Source organism: Streptomyces olivoverticillatus (assembly GCF_014203555.1).
GTDB classification, from domain to species: domain Bacteria; phylum Actinomycetota; class Actinomycetes; order Streptomycetales; family Streptomycetaceae; genus Streptomyces; species Streptomyces olivoverticillatus.
Map to the genome: position 1 here is coordinate 92619 of NZ_JACHJH010000004.1, position 18358 is coordinate 110976.

General features: G+C 71.7%; 17 protein-coding genes. 3 read left to right on the forward strand and 14 right to left on the reverse strand.

What is annotated here, in order from left to right; translation table 11 throughout:
• Positions 1 to 82: 82 nt before the first annotated feature.
• The 4 genes from pyrE to FHS39_RS14555 form a co-directional block, all read right to left on the reverse strand.
• Entirely contained in the window at positions 83 to 628 is a 546-nt protein-coding gene (gene pyrE, locus FHS39_RS14540; protein WP_184349774.1) for an orotate phosphoribosyltransferase, read from the reverse strand.
• A gap of 4 nt (positions 629 to 632) precedes the next feature.
• Positions 633 to 1472: an aldose epimerase family protein gene (locus tag FHS39_RS14545; RefSeq protein WP_343069582.1), complete on the reverse strand. Its 840-nt coding sequence runs from the start codon at positions 1470 to 1472 to the stop codon at positions 633 to 635.
• A 48-nt stretch (positions 1473 to 1520) separates the two neighbouring features.
• On the reverse strand, positions 1521 to 2285 hold the full coding sequence (locus FHS39_RS14550) for an SRPBCC domain-containing protein (protein WP_184349775.1): 765 nt from the start codon (positions 2283 to 2285) through the stop codon (positions 1521 to 1523).
• 78 nt (positions 2286 to 2363) lie between these two features.
• Entirely contained in the window at positions 2364 to 3014 is a 651-nt protein-coding gene (locus FHS39_RS14555; RefSeq protein ID WP_184349776.1) for an NAD(P)-dependent oxidoreductase, read from the reverse strand.
• Positions 3015 to 3107: 93 nt separating this feature from the next.
• On the opposite strand from FHS39_RS14555, the gene FHS39_RS14560 reads away from it, so the two are divergent.
• Positions 3108 to 4013 (forward strand): helix-turn-helix transcriptional regulator, encoded by a 906-nt coding sequence (locus tag FHS39_RS14560; protein ID WP_184349777.1) that lies wholly within the window; start codon positions 3108 to 3110, stop codon positions 4011 to 4013.
• Here FHS39_RS14560 and FHS39_RS14565 read toward each other — a convergent pair.
• From FHS39_RS14565 to FHS39_RS14575, 3 genes are all read right to left on the reverse strand, one after another.
• Complete coding sequence (locus tag FHS39_RS14565; protein ID WP_184349778.1) at positions 4001 to 5557, reverse strand: polyamine aminopropyltransferase; 1557 nt, start codon at positions 5555 to 5557, stop codon at positions 4001 to 4003. The two genes, FHS39_RS14560 and FHS39_RS14565, sit on opposite strands and share 13 nt — an antisense overlap.
• A 105-nt stretch (positions 5558 to 5662) precedes the next feature.
• The gene (locus FHS39_RS14570; RefSeq protein WP_184349779.1) at positions 5663 to 6181 is read right to left on the reverse strand and encodes a DUF2617 family protein; all 519 of its coding nucleotides are present in this window, start codon (positions 6179 to 6181) and stop codon (positions 5663 to 5665) included.
• Positions 6182 to 6581: 400 nt separating this feature from the next.
• Positions 6582 to 7754 carry an aminotransferase class I/II-fold pyridoxal phosphate-dependent enzyme gene (locus FHS39_RS14575; protein WP_184349780.1) on the reverse strand — a complete coding sequence of 391 codons (1173 nt, stop codon included), beginning with the start codon at positions 7752 to 7754 and terminating at the stop codon, positions 6582 to 6584.
• 255 nt (positions 7755 to 8009) lie between these two features.
• Between FHS39_RS14575 and FHS39_RS14580 the strand changes: the two genes are divergently transcribed.
• On the forward strand, positions 8010 to 9221 hold the full coding sequence (locus FHS39_RS14580) for a hypothetical protein (protein WP_184349781.1): 1212 nt from the start codon (positions 8010 to 8012) through the stop codon (positions 9219 to 9221).
• A 22-nt stretch (positions 9222 to 9243) separates the two neighbouring features.
• Here the strand turns inward: FHS39_RS14580 and FHS39_RS14585 are convergent, their stop codons facing one another.
• Positions 9244 to 9777 (reverse strand): YbjN domain-containing protein, encoded by a 534-nt coding sequence (locus FHS39_RS14585; protein WP_184349782.1) that lies wholly within the window; start codon positions 9775 to 9777, stop codon positions 9244 to 9246.
• A 76-nt stretch (positions 9778 to 9853) separates the two neighbouring features.
• Positions 9854 to 12502, reverse strand: a complete 2649-nt coding sequence (gene clpB / locus FHS39_RS14590) for an ATP-dependent chaperone ClpB (RefSeq protein WP_184349783.1) — start codon at positions 12500 to 12502, stop codon at positions 9854 to 9856.
• Between the two features lie 154 nt (positions 12503 to 12656).
• On the opposite strand from clpB, the gene FHS39_RS14595 reads away from it, so the two are divergent.
• Complete coding sequence (locus FHS39_RS14595; protein ID WP_184349784.1) at positions 12657 to 13061, forward strand: pyridoxamine 5'-phosphate oxidase family protein; 405 nt, start codon at positions 12657 to 12659, stop codon at positions 13059 to 13061.
• A 13-nt stretch (positions 13062 to 13074) separates the two neighbouring features.
• On the opposite strand, the gene FHS39_RS14600 is transcribed toward FHS39_RS14595, so the two are convergent.
• The 5 genes from FHS39_RS14600 to dnaK all read right to left on the reverse strand — a co-directional run bounded on the left by FHS39_RS14600 (position 13075) and on the right by dnaK (position 18314).
• A complete protein-coding gene (locus FHS39_RS14600) occupies positions 13075 to 13998 on the reverse strand; it encodes a type IV toxin-antitoxin system AbiEi family antitoxin domain-containing protein (RefSeq protein WP_184349785.1) in 924 nt (307 codons plus the stop codon).
• Positions 13999 to 14123: 125 nt separating this feature from the next.
• Positions 14124 to 14579, reverse strand: coding sequence for a heat shock protein transcriptional repressor HspR (locus tag FHS39_RS14605; RefSeq protein WP_184349786.1), 456 nt, complete (start codon positions 14577 to 14579; stop codon positions 14124 to 14126).
• 4 nt (positions 14580 to 14583) lie between these two features.
• The gene (dnaJ, locus tag FHS39_RS14610; protein ID WP_184349787.1) at positions 14584 to 15771 is read right to left on the reverse strand and encodes a molecular chaperone DnaJ; all 1188 of its coding nucleotides are present in this window, start codon (positions 15769 to 15771) and stop codon (positions 14584 to 14586) included.
• A gap of 42 nt (positions 15772 to 15813) precedes the next feature.
• Positions 15814 to 16464, reverse strand: coding sequence for a nucleotide exchange factor GrpE (grpE, locus tag FHS39_RS14615; protein WP_184349788.1), 651 nt, complete (start codon positions 16462 to 16464; stop codon positions 15814 to 15816).
• Complete coding sequence (gene dnaK, locus FHS39_RS14620; RefSeq protein WP_184349789.1) at positions 16461 to 18314, reverse strand: molecular chaperone DnaK; 1854 nt, start codon at positions 18312 to 18314, stop codon at positions 16461 to 16463. Before dnaK ends, grpE begins: the two co-directional genes overlap by 4 nt.
• Positions 18315 to 18358: the final 44 nt, after the last annotated feature.

Genomic DNA, 18358 nt, shown 5'->3' on the forward strand with positions numbered 1-18358 from the left:
GCCACCCCGCTCATATGCGTAGGGCGCGTGGTTTCACGTGAAACCACGCGCCCTACGACGGCACGTCAAGGAAAAGTGCAGGTCAGGACAGACCCAGGTCCCCGAGGGAGTAGCCGGTCACATAGCGCAGCCCGGCGTCCGCGATGGCCTGCTCGGCACCGCGGTCGACGATCGTCGCCACGGCGACGACCTCCGCACCCGCCTCACGCGCCGCCTCGACGGCGGTCAGCGGCGAGCCGCCGGTGGTCGAGGTGTCCTCGACCACGAGCACCCGGCGGCCCTTGATGTCCGGGCCCTCGATGCGACGCTGCATGCCGTGCGTCTTCTGCGCCTTGCGCACCACGAAGGCGTCCAGCTTGCGGCCGCGGGCGGCGGCCGCGTGCAGCATCGAGGTGGCGACCGGGTCGGCGCCCAGGGTGAGGCCGCCGACGGCGTCGAAGTCCAGATCGGCCGTGGCATCCAGCATCACCTGGCCCACCAGCGGAGCCGCCTCGGCGTCGAGGGTGATCCGGCGCAGGTCGATGTAGTAATCGGCCTCCTTGCCGGAAGAGAGGGTCACCTTGCCGTGGACCACGGCCTTGTCCTTGATCTGCTGCAGCAGGGCGTCACGCACATCGGTCATGGCCATGAGCTTAGGCCAGTGCCCGCCAGCTCCAGGTGGTGGAGACCTCGAGCGGGTCGATGGGCGTGACCAGTCGCGGCAGGGTGTTGAGCCCGTTCGGCGGCCCGGACTGGGGCTCGATGCAGACCGCCTCGTCCTGCTCGTCGTAGACGACGACCCACTCGGCACGGCTGGTGACCTTGAGCTCCAGCGCCCCCGGCCAGGTCAGGGTCACATCGACGCCCTCGGGCATGCCGAAGCAGTCGTCCCAGGGGCCGGGCAGCGCCTCGATGCGGCGGCCGGTGGGCAGGTGGTCCGCGCCCCGCTCCTCCTGCCAGGCGGGACGGAAGTCGATCTCGACGTCCTTGCCCGTGCCCAGGTTCCGGCGGAACCAGGGGTGCCAGCCGATCTGCGCCGGGAAGGAGTCGTCGTAGGTCTCCACGCCCATGGTGAGCGTGAGCGAATCCTCCGCGAGTTCGACCAGCTGGGTGACGCGGCCGGAGTACGGCCACGGCTCGGCGAGGTCGTAGGTGAACGCGGCCGAGGTGCTCCGCCCGGACTCGTCCGCGGAGGTGCGCACGGTGCGCCAGGCGGTGTCGCGGCCGGTGCCGTGGATGGCGTGCGGGGCGGCGTTGACGGGCATCTGGTGGATGTCGCCGCCGGTGCGGAAGCGGCCCAGCTCGATGCGGCCGCACCAGGGGACCATCGGGAAGGAGCCGTAGTGCTCCCCCTGCCGGAGCAGTTCGATGCCGCCGACGCGCAGGCTGCTCAGCCGGCCTCCGCCCGCAGGGTCCACGGTCACTTCGGTGTCGCCCGCACTCAGTCGCACGCCGTGTGCGGGCCCGCTGTCGTTTGTCACGTCGTCAGTCACCCTCCGACCATAGGTCCTTGGGTGACCGGACGGCTGCCGGGAAGGGGCTCAGCGCCTGCGGCGCAGGACGCGCCCGACGACCACGGCGCCCGCCAGGGCCACGGCGGCCGCCGGGGCGGCCCAGCGCAGCACCGCCGTGCCGGTGGCGGTTTCCGGCGCCGGGACGGGGGCGTAGCGGCCGCGCGGGGGCGCGTGGTCGACCTCTTCCGCGCTGCGGCCGATCATCGTGCGGCGGGCGTGTGCCGCCTCGGCCGGGGGCTCGTCGTCGTCGAGGTCCTCGTCGAGGCCGTCGCCCTCGAAGCCGTCCTCGATGCCGTGCATGTCGTCCACCTCCGCTTCGAGCGGCGGGACCTCCGCGTCGAAGGTGCCGGGGGGCGCGGCCGCGTCCTCCGCCAGCTCCTCGGCCAGTGCGGCGCCGAAGCGGTCCAGCAGCCGGCGGGCGGCCGACTGGGCGGTCTTCTCGTCGAACTCGGCGAGCCGTCCGGCGCTGACGATCGTCCCCGTGCAGCTCAGCCGGGTGCCGCCGGGCATCTCCTCGGGCATCGCGCTCAGGACGAGCGTCACTGTGCCGGAGCCGCGGGCTTCGGTGCCCTCGCCGGACAGTTCGTACGAGCCGTCCCGCTCGGTGAGCCGGAGCGCGCCCCGGTAGGTGATCGTGGAGCCGCCGATGCGCAGCCGCAGGCGCCCCGCGAGCGCTGACCCGGAGGAGACGTCCTGCTGCAGGCCGGGGACGCAGCGGGCTACGCGCGCGGGGTCGGAGAGAACCCGCCGCACCGCACCGACGGGATACGGAACGAACACCTCATGCTCCATAGCAAGCGAGCCTACCCACCGGGCCCCGCGGCAGTGCCGCCCCGGTCGATTCCGATCGGACTTTCCGGTACGGGTCGGTCAGTATCCGACCGTGAACCGCTCACCCACGTGCTTCGGCGTCTCGATCTCGTCGACGACCGCCACCGCGTAGTCCTCGGCGGTGATCCGGCTCTTGCCGTCCGCGTCCGCGACCAGGTCCTCCAGGGCGGTGCGGTAGCCGCCCGTGCGCTCGCCGGGCTCGATCAGCGCGGCGGGGCTGATGTTGGTCCAGCGGACGTCCTCGACCGTGCGGTAGTACTCCAGGGCGTCGCCGTGCGCGTGCATGATCTGCAGGAGGAACTCCGGCAGCCCCTCGGCGTCCCAGACCTGCTTGCCGTCGGGCGTGCGCAGCGAGCCCGCGCCGCCGACCGTGATCAGCCGCGGGGCGTCGCCGCCGAGCGTGCGCACCCCCGCCACCAGCGACTTGGCGGCCGGTTCGATGGTCGCGACATGGCCGGGGCCGTCGCCACCGCCGACCGCGCTGACCACGACGTCCTGACCCTTGGCGGCCTCGGCCACCGAGGCCGGGTCGAGGACGTCACCGGTGGTGACGGTGAGGTCGGTGCGCTGCTCGGTGAGCTTCGCGGGGTCGCGGACGACCGCGGTCACCTGGTGTCCGCGGTCCAGCGCCTCGCGCAGGATGCGGCTGCCGATCGTTCCGGTGGCGCCGAACAGGGCGATCCTGGCCATGGTGGTTCCTCTTTCCTGGGTTTTTGCCGTTTGTGTGCGCCTTTCACGCTAGGCAGCGGACCCCTTCCCCTCCAGGTAGGCTCGCGTCCGGACATGGTGAAAAAGCGACACACAGCCCCGTGCGGTGACGCCGGGGAGATCCTCGACCTCGCCTACCAGGCCCCGCCCGGCACCCCCGCAGGTGTCGAGGTTCTGAGCCTCGCCGAGCTGCGCGAGCGGGCGCCGGAGGGGCTGCTGGCCAGGCCGCAGCGGCTGGACTTCCACCAGATCGTCGCCGTCGACTCCGGCTCGGCCTCCCACACCGTCGACTTCGTCGGCCACCGGCTGACGGCGGGCTCCGTGCTGTGGGTGCGGCCGGGCCAGGTGCAGCGGTTCGGTGACGTGGCGGCCGTCGAGGGCACCGTCGTGCTCGTCCAGCCCGGCTTCCTGCCGCCCGGCACGTCCGTCGCGGCCATGGCCGACGATCTCTACCGCCCGGTGCTGTGGCAGCCCGGCGGAGAGGACCTGGAGGCCGTCTTCTGCGCCGTGCGCCACCTGGCCACCGACTTCCGCACCGGCGGCCGGCTGCCGCCCGGCATCCACGCCGACGTGCTGCGCCACCTGCTCTCGGTGCTCGTGCTGCGCCTGTCGCACGTGGCCGGCCCGGCGCACGCGGCACCGCCGCCACTCCCGGAGGCTTTCGTGCGCTTCCGGGCCGCCGTCGAGCGCGACTTCACCACCCGCCACCGGGTCACCGACTACGCCCGTGCGCTCGGCTACTCGCCCCGCACCCTGTCCCGGGCGACGCTCGCGGCGGCCGGTGTGGGGGCCAAGGAGTTCGTCGACCGGCGGGTGCTGCTGGAGGCCAAGCGGCTGCTCGCGCACAGCGGGTTGTCCGCCGCGCGGATCGGCGAGCGGCTCGGCTTCGACGACGCCGCGAACTTCTCCAAGTACTTCCAGCACCGCGCCGGGCTCTCCCCGGGCGCCTTCCGCACCGCGCAGCGCGGTCACTCCGCATAGCGCGGATGCATCAGCGTCGACGGCAGCAGCCCCGGCTCCCGGCTGCGCTCGGCGGCGCGCTCGTCCGCACTGAGCGCGGCCGGGGTCAGCGAATGCACGGACGGCCCTACGGCGGGCAGCACCAGCGACGCGGGGGCGCGCGTGGCCAGCAGGAAGCCCCAGCTCTCCCCGCGCACCCCGGCCGGCCCCGCCGACCGAACGCGGTAGGGAACGGTCTGCATGCCCACCGAGCGCACGGTCGAGTCCACGGTCCAGAACGGGCGGGGGCGGGCGCAGAGGTCCCCGGCATGGATCACCAGCCGCCCGCCCGGGGCCAGGGCGCGCTCGACCAGCCCGTAGAACTCCTGTGAATAGAGCTTGGCGCTGGGGGTGATGCCGGGGTCGGGCAGGTCGGAGACGACCACGTCGTACAGGGCTTCGCCGCCGTGCCGGGTGCGCAGCCAGTCGAAGGCGTCGGCGGCGATCACGCGGACCCTCGGGTCGCGGTACGCGCCCTGGTTGAGGGCGGCGAGATCGCGGTCGGTGCGGGCCAGCCGCAGCACGGCGGCGTCCAGCTCGACGACGGTCACCGAGGCCACGTCCCCGTAGCGCAGGACTTCGCGCAGGGCCAGGCCGTCGCCGCCGCCGAGCACGAGGACGCGGCGGTGCGGCCCGGACATGGCGGGGTGGACCAAGGCCTCGTGGTAGCGGAATTCGCCGCCGCTGACCCGCAGCCGTCCGTCGAGGAAGAGCGAGAGAGGCCGGCCGCTGGCCCCTCCGCCGGTGAGCACGACCTCCTGGACATCCGTCTGCATCGCGACGCGGACGTCCGCCCCGTAGACGGCCTGGCGGGCTGCCCGCTCGAACGGGCCGGTGAGCACCGAACAGACGGCGAGCAGCACCAGCACCAGCCCGTTGACGGTCAGCAGCGACCAGCGGGCCCGTACGCTCAGGTCGCCGCGGAAGAGCCAGAGCACCAGCGCCCCGCCCGCGACGGCGTTGACCGCGCCGGTCACCAGGGCGCCGGTCAGCTGCCCGAGCACCGGCAGCAGCAGGAAGGGGAAGGCGAGCCCGCCGACCAGCGCGCCCACGTAGTCGGCGGCGAAGAGATCGGCGACCGCGCCGCCCGCGTCCTGGCGGCGGATGCGCTGGATGAGGGTCATCAGCAGGGGCACTTCGGCCCCGATCAGCACCCCGATCGCCAGCGAGAAGCCGACCAGCGCCAGGCGGGCCTGCCCGTACCAGGCGAACGTGGCGTAGAGAGCCATGGCGGAGAGGCCGCCGGTCAGCGCGAGCACCGCTTCGACGGTGGCGAAGCCGAGGGCCGCACGCCTGCGCAGCTGTTTGGCGAGCAGCGAGCCGATGCCCATGGCGAAGACCATCACCGACAGGACGACGGAGGCCTGGGTGACCGAGTCGCCGATCAAATAGGAGGCCAGGGCGACCAGTTCGAGCTCGTACACCAACCCGCAGGCTGCGCAGATGAACACCGTGGTCAGGACGAGTAGGCGGCCGAGCCCGGCCGGCACGGGCAGCCGCGCTGGTACCGGGCGGTGGTGGACCATGCGGGAACGCTACGTCACGAGTCGGCACTCGACTTGTCACCCACACGGGTTTATTGCTCACGCGCTCGGGTGACTTCGGCGGTCGACCCGTGCCCTCGGCGGCCCTCAGAGCGGTGCCGTCATGCGCACTCCGACTCTGGTCCGGGTGGCGACCAGCCGCCCTTCTTGGGGATACGCATGCCAGGTGCGCCAGCTGACCTGGCCGTCGCCGCGCTGGGCGAGGAGGGCGGTGAATGCGTGGGGGCTGCCGGGAAACGTTCCGGCCAGCCCCTGGGGATGCTCGGCGACCAGCGCGAGCAGCTCTTGCGCGCGCCCCGCGAACGAGCTGCGCGACAGGGTCTCCACCCGTGCCGCGAATTCGTACTCCCATGCGCCGACGCGTTTGGCGACGCCGAGCGGGAGCGGTGTACTGCCGCCGGGTATACAGGCGACCGTCTCCGAACAGACTTTGCTGCCTTCCTCGACAAGGACCTGGTGGGAGGCGCCGAGCAGGCGCAACTGCACCTCCGCCCGGTCCAGTTGCAGATCGAGCACCGCGAGCGCCGGAAGGGGCTCCTTGCCCAGACACCAGGCGAGATCGGCGGCGCGGGTGTCGGTGTAGGTGGTCTTGAGCGTGGTGAGCATGGGTCGGCTCCGCGAGCGAGCAGTGGAGGGTGGGCCGGCCCGCCCCGAGGGGGACCAGATTCCTTTCGAGTGCGCCGGCTCATGCCCACATGTGGAGGACTTCGGTTCCGGCGGATGCGATTCCGGCGCATTCCGGGGAGTTGCCTCTCACCGTGGCTGTGAATGAGAGGGAATCATGAATGAGCGGCGCCCACAGCGTTTTTACCCATCATCTGCAACTTTCCATCCACGCGAGGGCCGTGCAGTTCATATGTTCAACATCTCGGCTCGCAAGGATCAACATCATTGCCCCCGGCGGAGTTTCGCATTCGTTCGTATGCGCTCATTTCTGCGTGCACATCCGCCGGGAGCATATGCGGCCGGGCATGGTCCGCCCGCAAATCCGTTGATCAAAATTGGCTCAGACGGCGTTTACCAGCTTCTCCACCGCGTCGAGCACCGACTTCTCCCGCTTGCAGAAGGAGAAACGCACCAGATAGGACGGGGCGCCCGGGGACAAGTGGAAGGCGGACGTGGGAATGGCCACCACCCCGGCGCGCGTGGGGAGTTCACGGCAGAAACGCACGCCGTCCGCATGCCCCCACGCGCGGATGTCCGCCTGCACGAAATACCCCGCCTCCGCGCGATAGGGGCGCAGGCCCGCGCGCACAAGCCCGTCGCTCAGCAGGTCGCGATTGCGCTGCAGCGTCCGCCGCAGCTCCGCGGCCCACTCCTCCACGCCCCCCAGGGCCCGCGCGAGCGCCTCCTGGTACGGAGTGCCGGAGGCGTAGGTGAGGAACTGCTTCGCCGCGGCCACCGCCGCCACCAGATGCGCCGGCCCGCACACCCAGCCGACCTTCCAGCCGGTGACGTTGAAGGTCTTGCCCGCCGAGGAGATGGTGAGCGTCCGCTCCCGCATCCCGGGCAGGGCGGCGATCGTCCGGTGCGCCTCCGTGCCGTAGACCAGGTGCTCGTACACCTCGTCCGTCACCACCGTCAGGTCGTGCTCCCGGCACAGCCCGGCGATGGCGGCCAGCTCCGCCTCGGTGAAGACCTTGCCCGTCGGGTTGTGCGGCGTGTTCAGCAGCAGCACGCGGGTGCGCGGGCCGACGGCGGCGCGCAGCGCGTCCGCGTCCAGGACGAAGCGGTCGCCGTCCTCGGCGAGCGGTACGGGCACCAGGCGCGCGCCCGCGAAGCGGGCCCCCGCGGGGTAGGCGTCGTAGCAGGGGTCGAAGGCGAGGACCTCGTCGCCCGGGTCGCACAGCGCCAGCAGCGACGCCGCCAGCGCCTCGGTGGCCCCGGTGGTCACCAGCACCTCGCCCTGCGGCTCGTACTCCAGCCCGTACCGCCTGCGCTGGTGGCCGGCGACCGCCTCGCGCAGGGCGGCCGTGCCGTAGGCGGGCGGGTACTGGTTGTGGCCCGCGAGGACGGCGGCCGCCACCTCGTCGAGCAGGCCGCGGGGGCTGTCCAGCTCGGGCACGCCCTGGCCCAGATTGACCGCGCCCGTACGCCTGGCCAGCTCGGTCATCTCGGTGAAGACCGACGCTCCCGTCCCCCGCACCCGCTCCGCAGGGCTCCACTGCGCATCCGTCATCGTCCCGCTCCCCTCGGTCCACAACACGTCCTGCGATCAAGGTCACGATAGGCGCGCGGCCGTCACCCGCACAGCACGTCGGGCCGCGGCACATCGGGTGGCAGCACATCGCACCGCCGCCGCGCACGCCGACACTCCGCGGTGCGGCCGAGCGGGTGTAAGGCGCACCGCTTACGGGCGTTCCTGGTCGCGCGCGCGTGGCGGGCGCCGCATGGTCGGTATGCCCCACCCATGCGCCGCACCGGAGGTGCACCCGTGTCAGCCGACACCGCCGTGCCCGTACGAACCCCCGAACCGCGCCGTGCTCCCCGGGGCGGTGGCGGCGCCCACCGGGTGGACCGGGTGCGCGAGGCGCTGCGCCGGGCCCTGCCCGCGCTCGGCCTGTACGCGGTGGTCCGGCTGACCGGGATGACGGTGATGGCCGCCTGGGCGTGGTGGATCGGCAAACACCCGCGCACGCTGCTGGGCCATCTGTGGGACGGCATCTGGTACGCGGGCATCGCCCGCAACGGCTACGGGCTCGTCGTGCCCTCCCCCACCACGCACGGGGTGGTCTTCAACGACCTGGCGTTCTTCCCGCTCTTCCCCGGCCTGGTGCGGGCGGTGGCGACGCTCTCGCCGTTCACCGTGGTCACCGCCGGACTGCTGGTGGCCTGGGCCTCGGCGGGGGCCGCGGCCTGGGGGATCTACGCGGTGGGCGAGCGGCTGCACGGGCGCCGGGTGGCGACGCTGCTGGTGCTGCTGTGGGGGCTGCTGCCGCACGCGATCGTGCAGACGATGGCGTACACGGAATCGCTGATGACGGCCCTCGCGGCGTGGTCGCTCTATGCACTGCTCACGGGGCGGCGGCTGTGGGCGGGGGTGCTGGCGCTGCTGGCCGGGCTGTCCCGGCCCAACGCCATCGCGGTGGTGGCCGCCGTGCTGTGCGCCGCGGTGCTCACGGCCCGGCAGGATCCGCGGGCCCGCACCGACTGGCGGCTGTGGACAGGGGCGGCGCTGGCGCCCCTCGGCTGGGCGGGCTACGTCGCCTGGGCGGGGTTCCGGGCGGGGGGCGGAGTGCTCGGCTACTTCGAGGTGCAGCGGCTGTGGGGGTCGCGCTTCGACTTCGGGCACGACGCGCTGCGCTTCATCCGGCACCTGATCATCGCCCGGGACCACATGGCGTACTACGTGACGCTGGCGGTCCTGGCCGTCGCCCTGGTGGCGCTGGTCTTCCTCGCCCTGGACCGGCCGCCCGCCGCGCTGCTGGTGTACGTGCTCGTCCTCGCCGTGATCGCGGTCGGGGGGTCGAGCTACTTCGCGTCCAAGCCGCGCTTCCTGCTGCCGGCCTTTCCGCTGCTGATCCCGGCGGCCGTGGCCATGGCAAGAGCCCGGCCGCGCACCGTCGCCGTGACGGCGGGTGCGCTGGCCGGGCTCTCCTTCTTCTACGGGACGTATCTGCTGACGGTGGCCAGGATCCCCATGTAGGGACCCGGGCCCATGGGGCCGGTCAGGCCTCGTCGTCCGGCTTGTCGTCGCCGTCGGAGTCGATGTCGGCCTCCAGGCCGAGCTGCTCGACGAGCCACTTGTCGAACTCGATGGAGGCCCGCACCCAGCTGACCGTGCTGGAGACGAAGTGCTCCAGCGAGACCCCCACGCCGATCAGCATCTGCGCCTCGCCGATGAGGCGGACGGTGCCGTCGTCGTGGGTGTGGGTGTAGACCTTCGGCCACAGCGTGCGACGGTTCCAGTCGTCGATCTGCTCAAGGAGCTTGGACTTCTCCTCGATGCCGTGCGGACGGTCGTAGAACGTCCGCACGGAGAAGACCTGCTGCTCGTCCTCGCCACGGAACATGAAGTACGTGCGGAACTGCTCCCACGGCGCGGCGAGGTCGCCCTCGTCGTCGACGACGTACTTCAGCTCCATCTGCTCGAGGAGCTGCTTGACCAGATCCTGGTCGGGGATGACGGGGCCGGTCGGGCCCGTCTCGTGCGGTTCGGGCTGGCCCCCGAAGTTCGGAATCGAGGACGGGTCGATGCTCACCGTGAATTTCCCTTCGTACGGTCTCCCGCCATCCTCCCTCACACAGGCCCCCGCCCCGCAACCCCTGACGCTCGCGTTACGCCGCGACCCGCTCCGCCGCCGTCACCGACAGGCCCTCCGCGCCCGGCACGCGGTCCACGCGGACCGTGTCGCCGTCGCGCACCTCGCCCGACAGGATCGCGCGGGCGAGCCGGTCGCCGATGGCGGTCTGCACCAGGCGGCGCAGCGGTCGGGCGCCGTAGGTGAGGTCGGGCGCGGCGCCGCCCTCCTCCTGCGGGTCGTGACCCAGGGTCGCCAGCCAGTGCAGTGCGTCGTCGGTGACATCGAGCGTGAGCCTGCGGTCCGCGAGGCGGCGCTGCAGGTGGCCGATCTGGATGCGCGCGATGCGCTCCAGCTGATCGGTGCCCAGCGGGTGGAAGACCACCACGTCGTCGAGGCGATTGAGGAACTCGGGGCGGAAGGAGGCGCGGACCGTCTCCAGCACCCGCGCCTTCTTCTGCTCCTCCTTGAGCAGCGGGTCGACCAGGAAGGTCGAGCCGAGGTTGGAGGTGAGGATGAGAATGGTGTTGCGGAAGTCCACCGTCCGTCCCTGCCCGTCCGTTAGCCGGCCGTCGTCCAGCACCTGGAGCAGGATGTCGAAGACCTCGTGGTGCGCCTTCTCCACCTCGTCCAGCAGGACCACCGTGTACGGGCGGCGGCGGACGGCCTCGGTCAGCTGGCCGCCCTCCTCGTAGCCGACGTAGCCGGGGGGCGCGCCGACCAGGCGGGCGACGGAGTGCTTCTCGCCGTACTCGCTCATGTCGATGCGGACCATCGCCCGCTCGTCGTCGAAGAGGAAGTCGGCGAGTGCCTTGGCCAGCTCGGTCTTGCCGACGCCGGTCGGGCCGAGGAAGAGGAACGAGCCGGTCGGCCGGTCGGGGTCGGAGATCCCGGCGCGGGAGCGGCGCACGGCGTCGGAGACGGCCCGTACGGCCTCGGCCTGGCCGATCAGCCGCTTGCCCAGCTCGTCCTCCATGCGCAGCAGCTTCTGCGTCTCGCCCTCCAGCAGGCGGCCCGCGGGGATGCCCGTCCAGGAGGCGACGACGTCGGCGATGTCGTCCGGGCCGACCTCCTCCTTGACCATGAGGTCCTTGGCGGCGGCCTCCTGCTCGGCCTCCGCCTCGGCCTCGGCGGCCTCCTCCAGCTCCCGCTCCACGGCGGGGATCTCGCCGTAGAGCAGCTTGGAGGCGGCGTCGAAATCGCCGTCGCGCTGGGCGCGCTCGGCCGCCACGCGCAGGTCGTCCAGGCGCTCCTTGAGCTCGCCGACCCGGTTGAGGGACTGCTTCTCCTTCTCCCAGCGCGCGGTCAGGCCCCGCAGCTCCTCCTCCTTGTCGGCGAGGTCGCGGCGCAGCTTCGCCAGGCGCTCCTTGCCGGCCTCGTCCGTCACGTTGCCCAGGGCCAGCTCCTCCATCTTGAGCCGGTCGACGGCGCGCTGGAGTTCGTCGATCTCCACGGGGGAGGAATCAATCTCCATCCGCAGCCGGGACGCGGCCTCGTCGACGAGGTCGATGGCCTTGTCGGGCAGGAAGCGGGAGGTGATGTAGCGGTCGGAGAGGGTGGCGGCGGCGACCAGGGCCGAGTCGGCGATCTGCACCTTGTGGTGCGCCTCGTAGCGCCCCTTGAGGCCGCGCAGGATGGCGATGGAGTCCTCGACGGAGGGCTCGGCGACCAGCACCTGCTGGAAGCGGCGCTCCAGGGCGGGGTCCTTCTCGATCCGCTCCCGGTATTCGTCGAGGGTGGTGGCGCCGACCATGCGCAGCTCGCCGCGGGCCAGCATGGGCTTGAGCATGTTGCCCGCGTCCATGGCCGAGTCGCCTCCGGCACCGGCGCCGACGACGGTGTGCAGCTCGTCGATGAAGGTGATGATCTGCCCCTCGCTGGCCTTGATCTCGGCCAGCACGGTCTTCAGCCGCTCCTCGAACTCGCCCCGGTACTTCGCGCCCGCGACCATCGCGCCCAGGTCGAGCGCGACCAGCCGCTTGTTCTTGAGCGACTCCGGGACGTCGCCCTTCACTATCCGCTGGGCGAGCCCCTCGACGACGGCCGTCTTGCCGACGCCGGGCTCGCCGATGAGCACGGGGTTGTTCTTGGTGCGGCGGGAGAGCACCTGCACCACGCGCCGGATCTCGTGGTCCCGGCCGATCACCGGATCCAGCTTGCCCTCGCGGGCGGCGGCGGTGAAGTCCGTGCCGAACTTCTCCAGCGCCTTGTACGTGCCCTCGGGGTCCGCGCTCGTCACCCGCCGGCCGCCCCGTACCTTCTCGAACGCACTCAGCAGCTTCTCGGCCGAGGCGCCCTGCTCGCCCAGCAGCTCGCCGGTGCGCCCGCCACGGGCGGCGAGACCGATCAGCAGGTGCTCGGTGGAGATGAACTCGTCGCCCAGATCGCGCGCCCGCTCCCCGGCGTCCGCGAGCGCGGCCAGCAGCTCGCGGTTGGGCTGCGGGGGCGCCACGGTCGACCCCTGGACGCTGGGCAGGCCCGCGAGCAGGCGCTCCGCGCCGGACCGCAGCGCCGCGGCGTCGGCCTCGACGGCGGCCAGGAGATCCATCACGTTCTCGTTGTCCTGCCCGGCCAGCAGGGCGATCAGCAGATGCGCGGGCGTCAGGTCCGCATGCCCGGCCGACACGGCCCGGTCATTGGCGGCACTCAGCGCCTCGCGGCTCTTGTTGGTCAGCTCGGCATCCACGACCTTGCGATCCTCCTCTATCCGCCGAACGTCATACCTGCTCGGGGCTACGTGCGATAAGTTGAGTCTATTCCACTCAACCCTGGGAAAGCCATCGTCTCCGGCAAAATCACCGGTGCCCGGCCCCCGCCGCCGCGCGAACTACGCTTCCCGTATGGCCCTGGACCTCCACAACCTCGACCCCGCCTACCTCACCTTCTGGCGCGAGCGGCACGTCTGCACCCTCACCACCCCCCGCCCCGACGGCTCCCCGCACGTGGTGCCCGTCGGCGTCACCTACGACCCCGAGGCCGGCATCGCCCGCGTCATCACCAACAAGAGCAGCCGCAAGGTCGCCAACGTCCAGGCCGCTGGTCCCTCTGGCGCCAGGGTCGCCGTCTGCCAGATGGACGGCAAACGCTGGGCCACCCTGGAAGGCCGCGCGATCGTCCGCACCGAGCCGGACACCGTCGCCGACGCCGTCACCCGCTACGCCGAGCGCTACCACCGCACGCCCACCCCCAACCCGGACCGCGTCGTCATCGAGATCACCGTCAGCCGGGCGATGGGGCGGGGCTGAACCGGCCCGGCTCTCACCTCCCCGCCAGGGCCTGCCGGATCTCGTGGATCATCACTTGGGGGCGCTCCCGGACGTCGGCCGTGGTGTAGCGCAGGATCCGGCAAACCTCGGGGCACGCCGAGAGGTCGTTGAACCGTATGACGTCGCGCTGGTGCTCCGCCCTGCTGCCGTGCCAGGCATAGCCCTCCACCTCCACGACCAGCCCCTGCGGGCGGAAGAAGAAGTCCGGGTAGACCCGGCGCCCGGCGGGCGTGCGCAGCGGCACCTGGCACTCCGGATACAGCCCCGCGTCGTACAGCCGCAGCCGGGCCAGGGTCTCGACCGGTGACCCCGATCGGGGGTCGGCCAGGGCCAGCCACCACACGGCCTGCCGGGCGCCGCGCAGCGTCGGCGCTCTCGTCAGGGCCCGGCCGATCGCATCGAGCGTGGTGAGTGGCGCTCTGCGCGAGCCGCGCGCCGCCCCCGGGCCGTGCCGCCAGCTCAGCGCCGACTCCACGGCCACCAGCGCCTCGTCACGCGGGCCGGACCGCAGCAGGTCGGCCATCGTGCGCGCCACCGCCGTCGCCCGCAGGCCCGCGACGGACGTCACCTCATCAGGCTCCAGCGGCACCGCGTGCAGCACGGCGCCCTTGGCTCTGCCGCACCCGATGAAGTCGGTGCGCCCCACGTCCGTTTCGGCGCCGTGCAGCCGCGTGGCCGCCCAGTGGCTGACCACCAGCTCCGGGCGCACCAGCTGCTGCGCCCACAGCAACTCCCGCTCACCCGCGCTCCGTCCGGGCTCCAGCCAGGCACCGGGCCGCAGCCGCGTCCACCCCTGCCGCGCGAAGAGCCTGCCCAGCCGCTGCCTCGACCACCCCCGCCCGGCCGCCTGCGCCGTCAGCACCACCCCGCCCTGCGCGTCCGCCAGGGCCTTCCAGCACGCCTCGTCCCCCGTCACGCTTCGAGTGTCCGCGCCCCCGCACCACCCCGCCAGGCCTGTGGAAAACCACGGAAAAAGCCCGTCGCCCACAGGGGTGACGGGCTTTTCCACATGTGCCGGGACGGCAACCAACGGCGCGCCGTTCAGCGCTCCTTGTCGCGCCGGGGCCGCCAGACGACCAGCGCGCTCGTCTGCTGGACGTCCTGGTACGGGACCAGGTCGCGCCGGTACGAGGCGTGGACCTGGGCCTCGCGCTGCTGCATGGCCGCCGCCGCGCCGTCGACGACGGACTGCAGCTCGGCGACGCGCGCGCTCAGCGCGGCGACCTGGTTCTCCAGCTCGATGATGCGCTTGATGCCCGCGAGGTTGATGCCCTCGTCCTGACTCAGCGCCTGCACCTGGCGCAGGAGCTCGATGTCGCGCGCCGAGTAGCGGCGGCCTCGCCCGGCCGTGCGGTCCGGGGAGACCAGGCCGAGGCGGTCGTACTGCCGCAGGGTCTGCGGGTGCAGGCCCGACAGCTGGGCGGCGACGGAGATGACGTAGACCGGCGATTCGTCGGTCAGCTCATAAGGATTGCGTCGACGGCCGATCCCGTCCATGAGGTCACGCTCCCTTCGAGGCCTGGAACAGCTCCGCCCGAGGATCCTCGCCGGCCGTCGCCTCGCGATAGCTCTCCAGTGCTTCGCGCGCCTTGTCGCCGAGATCCTTGGGAACGGCGACCTCGACGGTGACCAGCAGGTCGCCGCGGGTGCCGTCCTTGCGCACCGCACCCTTGCCGCGGGCGCGCATGGTGCGGCCGTTGGGGGTGCCCGGAGGCAGCTTGAGGGTGACCGGCGGGCCCCCGAGGGTGGGGACCTTCACCTCGCCGCCCAGGGCGGCCTCCGGATAGCTCACCGGCACGGTGATGGTGAGGTTGTCGTCCTTGCGGCCGAACACCGGGTGCGTGCCGACGTGGACCACCACGTACAGATCGCCGTTGGGGCCGCCGCGCTCGCCCGGGGCGCCCTTGCCGCGCAACCGGATCCGCTGGCCGTCGGAGACGCCCGCCGGAATGCGGACCTGCATGGTGCGCGAAGAGGTGGCCCGGCCGCTGCCCTTGCAGACGTCGCAGGGGTTCTCGGGGATCAGCCCGCGGCCCTTGCAGTCGGGGCAGGGGTCGGTCAGCGAGAAGCCGCCGCCCGCGCCGCGCGAGACCTGGCCGGTGCCCACACAGGTCGGACAGACCCTGGGAGTACCGTTTTTGTCGCCCGTGCCCGAGCAGGCCTTGCACGCGGCCGAGGAGGACATCCGCAGCGGGACCGTGGCCCCCTCCACCGCTTCGGCGAAGCTCAGCGTGACCTCGGACTCGATGTCCTGGCCGCGCCGCGGCTGCGTGCGCGTGCCCGCGCCGCCGCCCCGGTTGAACAGGCCGCCGAAGACGTCCCCGAGACCGCCGCCGAAGCCGCCGGCCCCGGCCCCCGTCCCGGCCCCGCCCTGGGCGCCCCCGAAGAGGTCGCCCAGGTCGAAGTTGAAGGAACCGCCCGCACCGCCCGGCCCGGCCCGGAAGCCGCCGTTGCCGAAGAGGGCGCGCGCCTCGTCGTACTCCTTGCGGCGCTTGGCGTCGGCAAGGACGTCGTTGGCCTCGGAGATCTCCTTGAAGCGCTCCTCGGCCGTGGCGTCGCCCTTGTTGGCGTCCGGGTGGAACTCGCGGGCGAGCTTCCGGTACGCCTTCTTGATCTCCGCCTCGGTGGCGTCCTTGGGCACGCCGAGGACCTTGTAGTAGTCCTTCTCGACGAAGTCCTTGGTGCTCATCCCCGGCGTCCCTCCTTCCGTTCCCTCACGGTCGTCATCGCGTCAGCCCTCTTCCGGGCCGCCGCCTTCCTCGTCCGACGCCTCATCGGCCTTGGACCCCTGCGCACCGGGCTGCGGCTCCGCGACCGCGACCCGCGCGGGGCGGATCGTACGCTCGCCGATCCGATACCCCGGCTGCAGGATCTGCACGCACGTGGTCTCGGTGACGTCCGGCGCGTAGCTGTGCATCAGCGCCTCGTGCACCAGCGGGTCGAAGGGCTCGCCCTCCTTGCCGAACTGCTGCAGGCCCATCTTGGCGACGACCGTCTCCAGCGACTCGGCGACGGACTTGAAGCCGCCGACCAGCTCGCCGTGGTCACGGGCGCGGCCGATGTCGTCGAGGGTGGGGAGGATCTCGGACAGGAGGTTCGCGATGGCGATCTCCTTGACCGTGGCCCGGTCCCGCTCCACGCGGCGACGGTAGTTCTGGTACTCGGCCTGGAGCCGCTGGAGGTCCGCGGTGCGCTCGCTGAGCGCGGCCTGGGCCTGGTCCAGCTGCGCCTGGAGGCCTACCTCGACCAGCTCTTCACCGGACGGGGCCGGGCCCGGACCCGCCTTGTCGGCGGGTCCGGCGCCCTGCGCCGCGTCCTCGGGGTTGGTGGCGTCGGAGGGGCCTTCAGGCTTCTCGTCAAAGCCCGGGGTCTCCTCCGTCACGCCGCACCGCCCTTGGGCTTCTCGTCGTCCACGATCTCGGCGTCGACGACGTCGTCCTCGGGCTTGGCCTGGTGCTGGCCGTCACCGGCCGCGGCACCGGCGGCGCCCTGCGCGGCCTGGGCGTCGGCATACATGGCCTGGCCCAGCTTCTGGCTGACCGCGGCGACCTTCTCGGTCGCGGTGCGGATCTCGGCCGTGTCCTCGCCCTTGAGCTTCTCCTTGAGCTCGGCGACGGCAGTCTCGACCTCGGTCTTGACCTCGGCCGGGACCTTGTCCTCGTTGTCCTTGAGGAACTTCTCGGTCTGGTAGACGAGCTGCTCGCCCTGGTTGCGGCTCTCGGCGGCCTCGCGGCGGCGGTGGTCCTCCTCCGCGTACTGCTCGGCCTCCTGGCGCATGCGGTCGACCTCGTCCTTGGCGAGCGAAGAGCCGCCGGTGACGGTCATCTTCTGCTCCTTGCCCGTGCCCAGGTCCTTCGCGGTCACGTGCATGATGCCGTTGGCGTCGATGTCGAAGGAGACCTCGATCTGCGGGACGCCACGCGGGGCCGGCGGCAGGCCGGTCAGCTCGAACATGCCGAGCTTCTTGTTGTACGCCGCGATCTCGCGCTCGCCCTGGTAGACCTGGATCTGCACGGACGGCTGGTTGTCCTCGGCCGTCGTGAAGATCTCGGAGCGCTTGGTCGGGATCGTGGTGTTGCGCTCGATCAGCTTGGTCATGATGCCGCCCTTGGTCTCGATGCCGAGGGACAGCGGGGTCACGTCGAGGAGGAGGACGTCCTTGACCTCACCCTTGAGGACACCGGCCTGGAGCGAGGCGCCGATCGCGACGACCTCGTCCGGGTTCACACCCTTGTTGGCCTCCTTGCCGCCGGTCAGCTCCTTGACGAGCTCGGCGACGGCGGGCATACGGGTGGAACCGCCGACCAGGACCACGTGGTCGATCTCGGACAGGCTGATGCCGGCGTCCTTGATGACGTTGTGGAACGGAGTCTTGCAGCGGTCGAGCAGGTCCGCGGTCAGCTGCTGGAACTGGGCGCGGGTGAGCTTCTCGTCCAGGTGCAGCGGGCCCTCGGCGGACGCCGTGATGTAGGGCAGGTTGATCGAGGTCTCGGTGGACGAGGACAGCTCGATCTTCGCCTTCTCGGCGGCCTCGCGCAGACGCTGCAGCGCCATCTTGTCCTTGGACAGGTCGACGCCGTGGCCGTTCTGGAACTGCTTGACCAGGTAGTCGACGACGCGCTGGTCCCAGTCGTCACCACCGAGGTGGTTGTCGCCGTTGGTCGCCTTGACCTCGACGACGCCGTCGCCGATCTCGAGCAGCGAGACGTCGAAGGTGCCGCCACCGAGGTCGAAGACCAGAATGGTCTGGTCGTCCTTGTCGAGGCCGTAGGCCAGGGCGGCCGCGGTGGGCTCGTTGACGATGCGCAGGACGTTCAGGCCCGCGATCTCGCCGGCCTCCTTGGTGGCCTGGCGCTCGGAGTCGTTGAAGTACGCCGGGACGGTGATGACCGCGTCGACGACCTTCTCGCCCAGGTAGGCCTCGGCATCCCGCTTGAGCTTCTGCAGGATGAAGGCGCTCATCTGCTGCGGGTTGAAGTCCTTGCCATCGATGTTGATCTTCCAGTCGGTGCCCATGTGGCGCTTGACCGACCGGATGGTCCTGTCGACGTTGGTGACAGCCTGGCGCTTGGCGACCTCGCCTACGAGCACCTCGCCGTTCTTCGCGAAGGCGACGACGGACGGCGTGGTCCTGGCGCCCTCGGCGTTGGTGATGACGGTGGGCTCACCGCCTTCGAGAACACTGACGACGGAGTTCGTCGTACCCAGGTCGATGCCGACCGCACGTGCCATGTCGATTCCTCCAGCTGACTTGAGTGGAACAGGCTCAAGCGTGC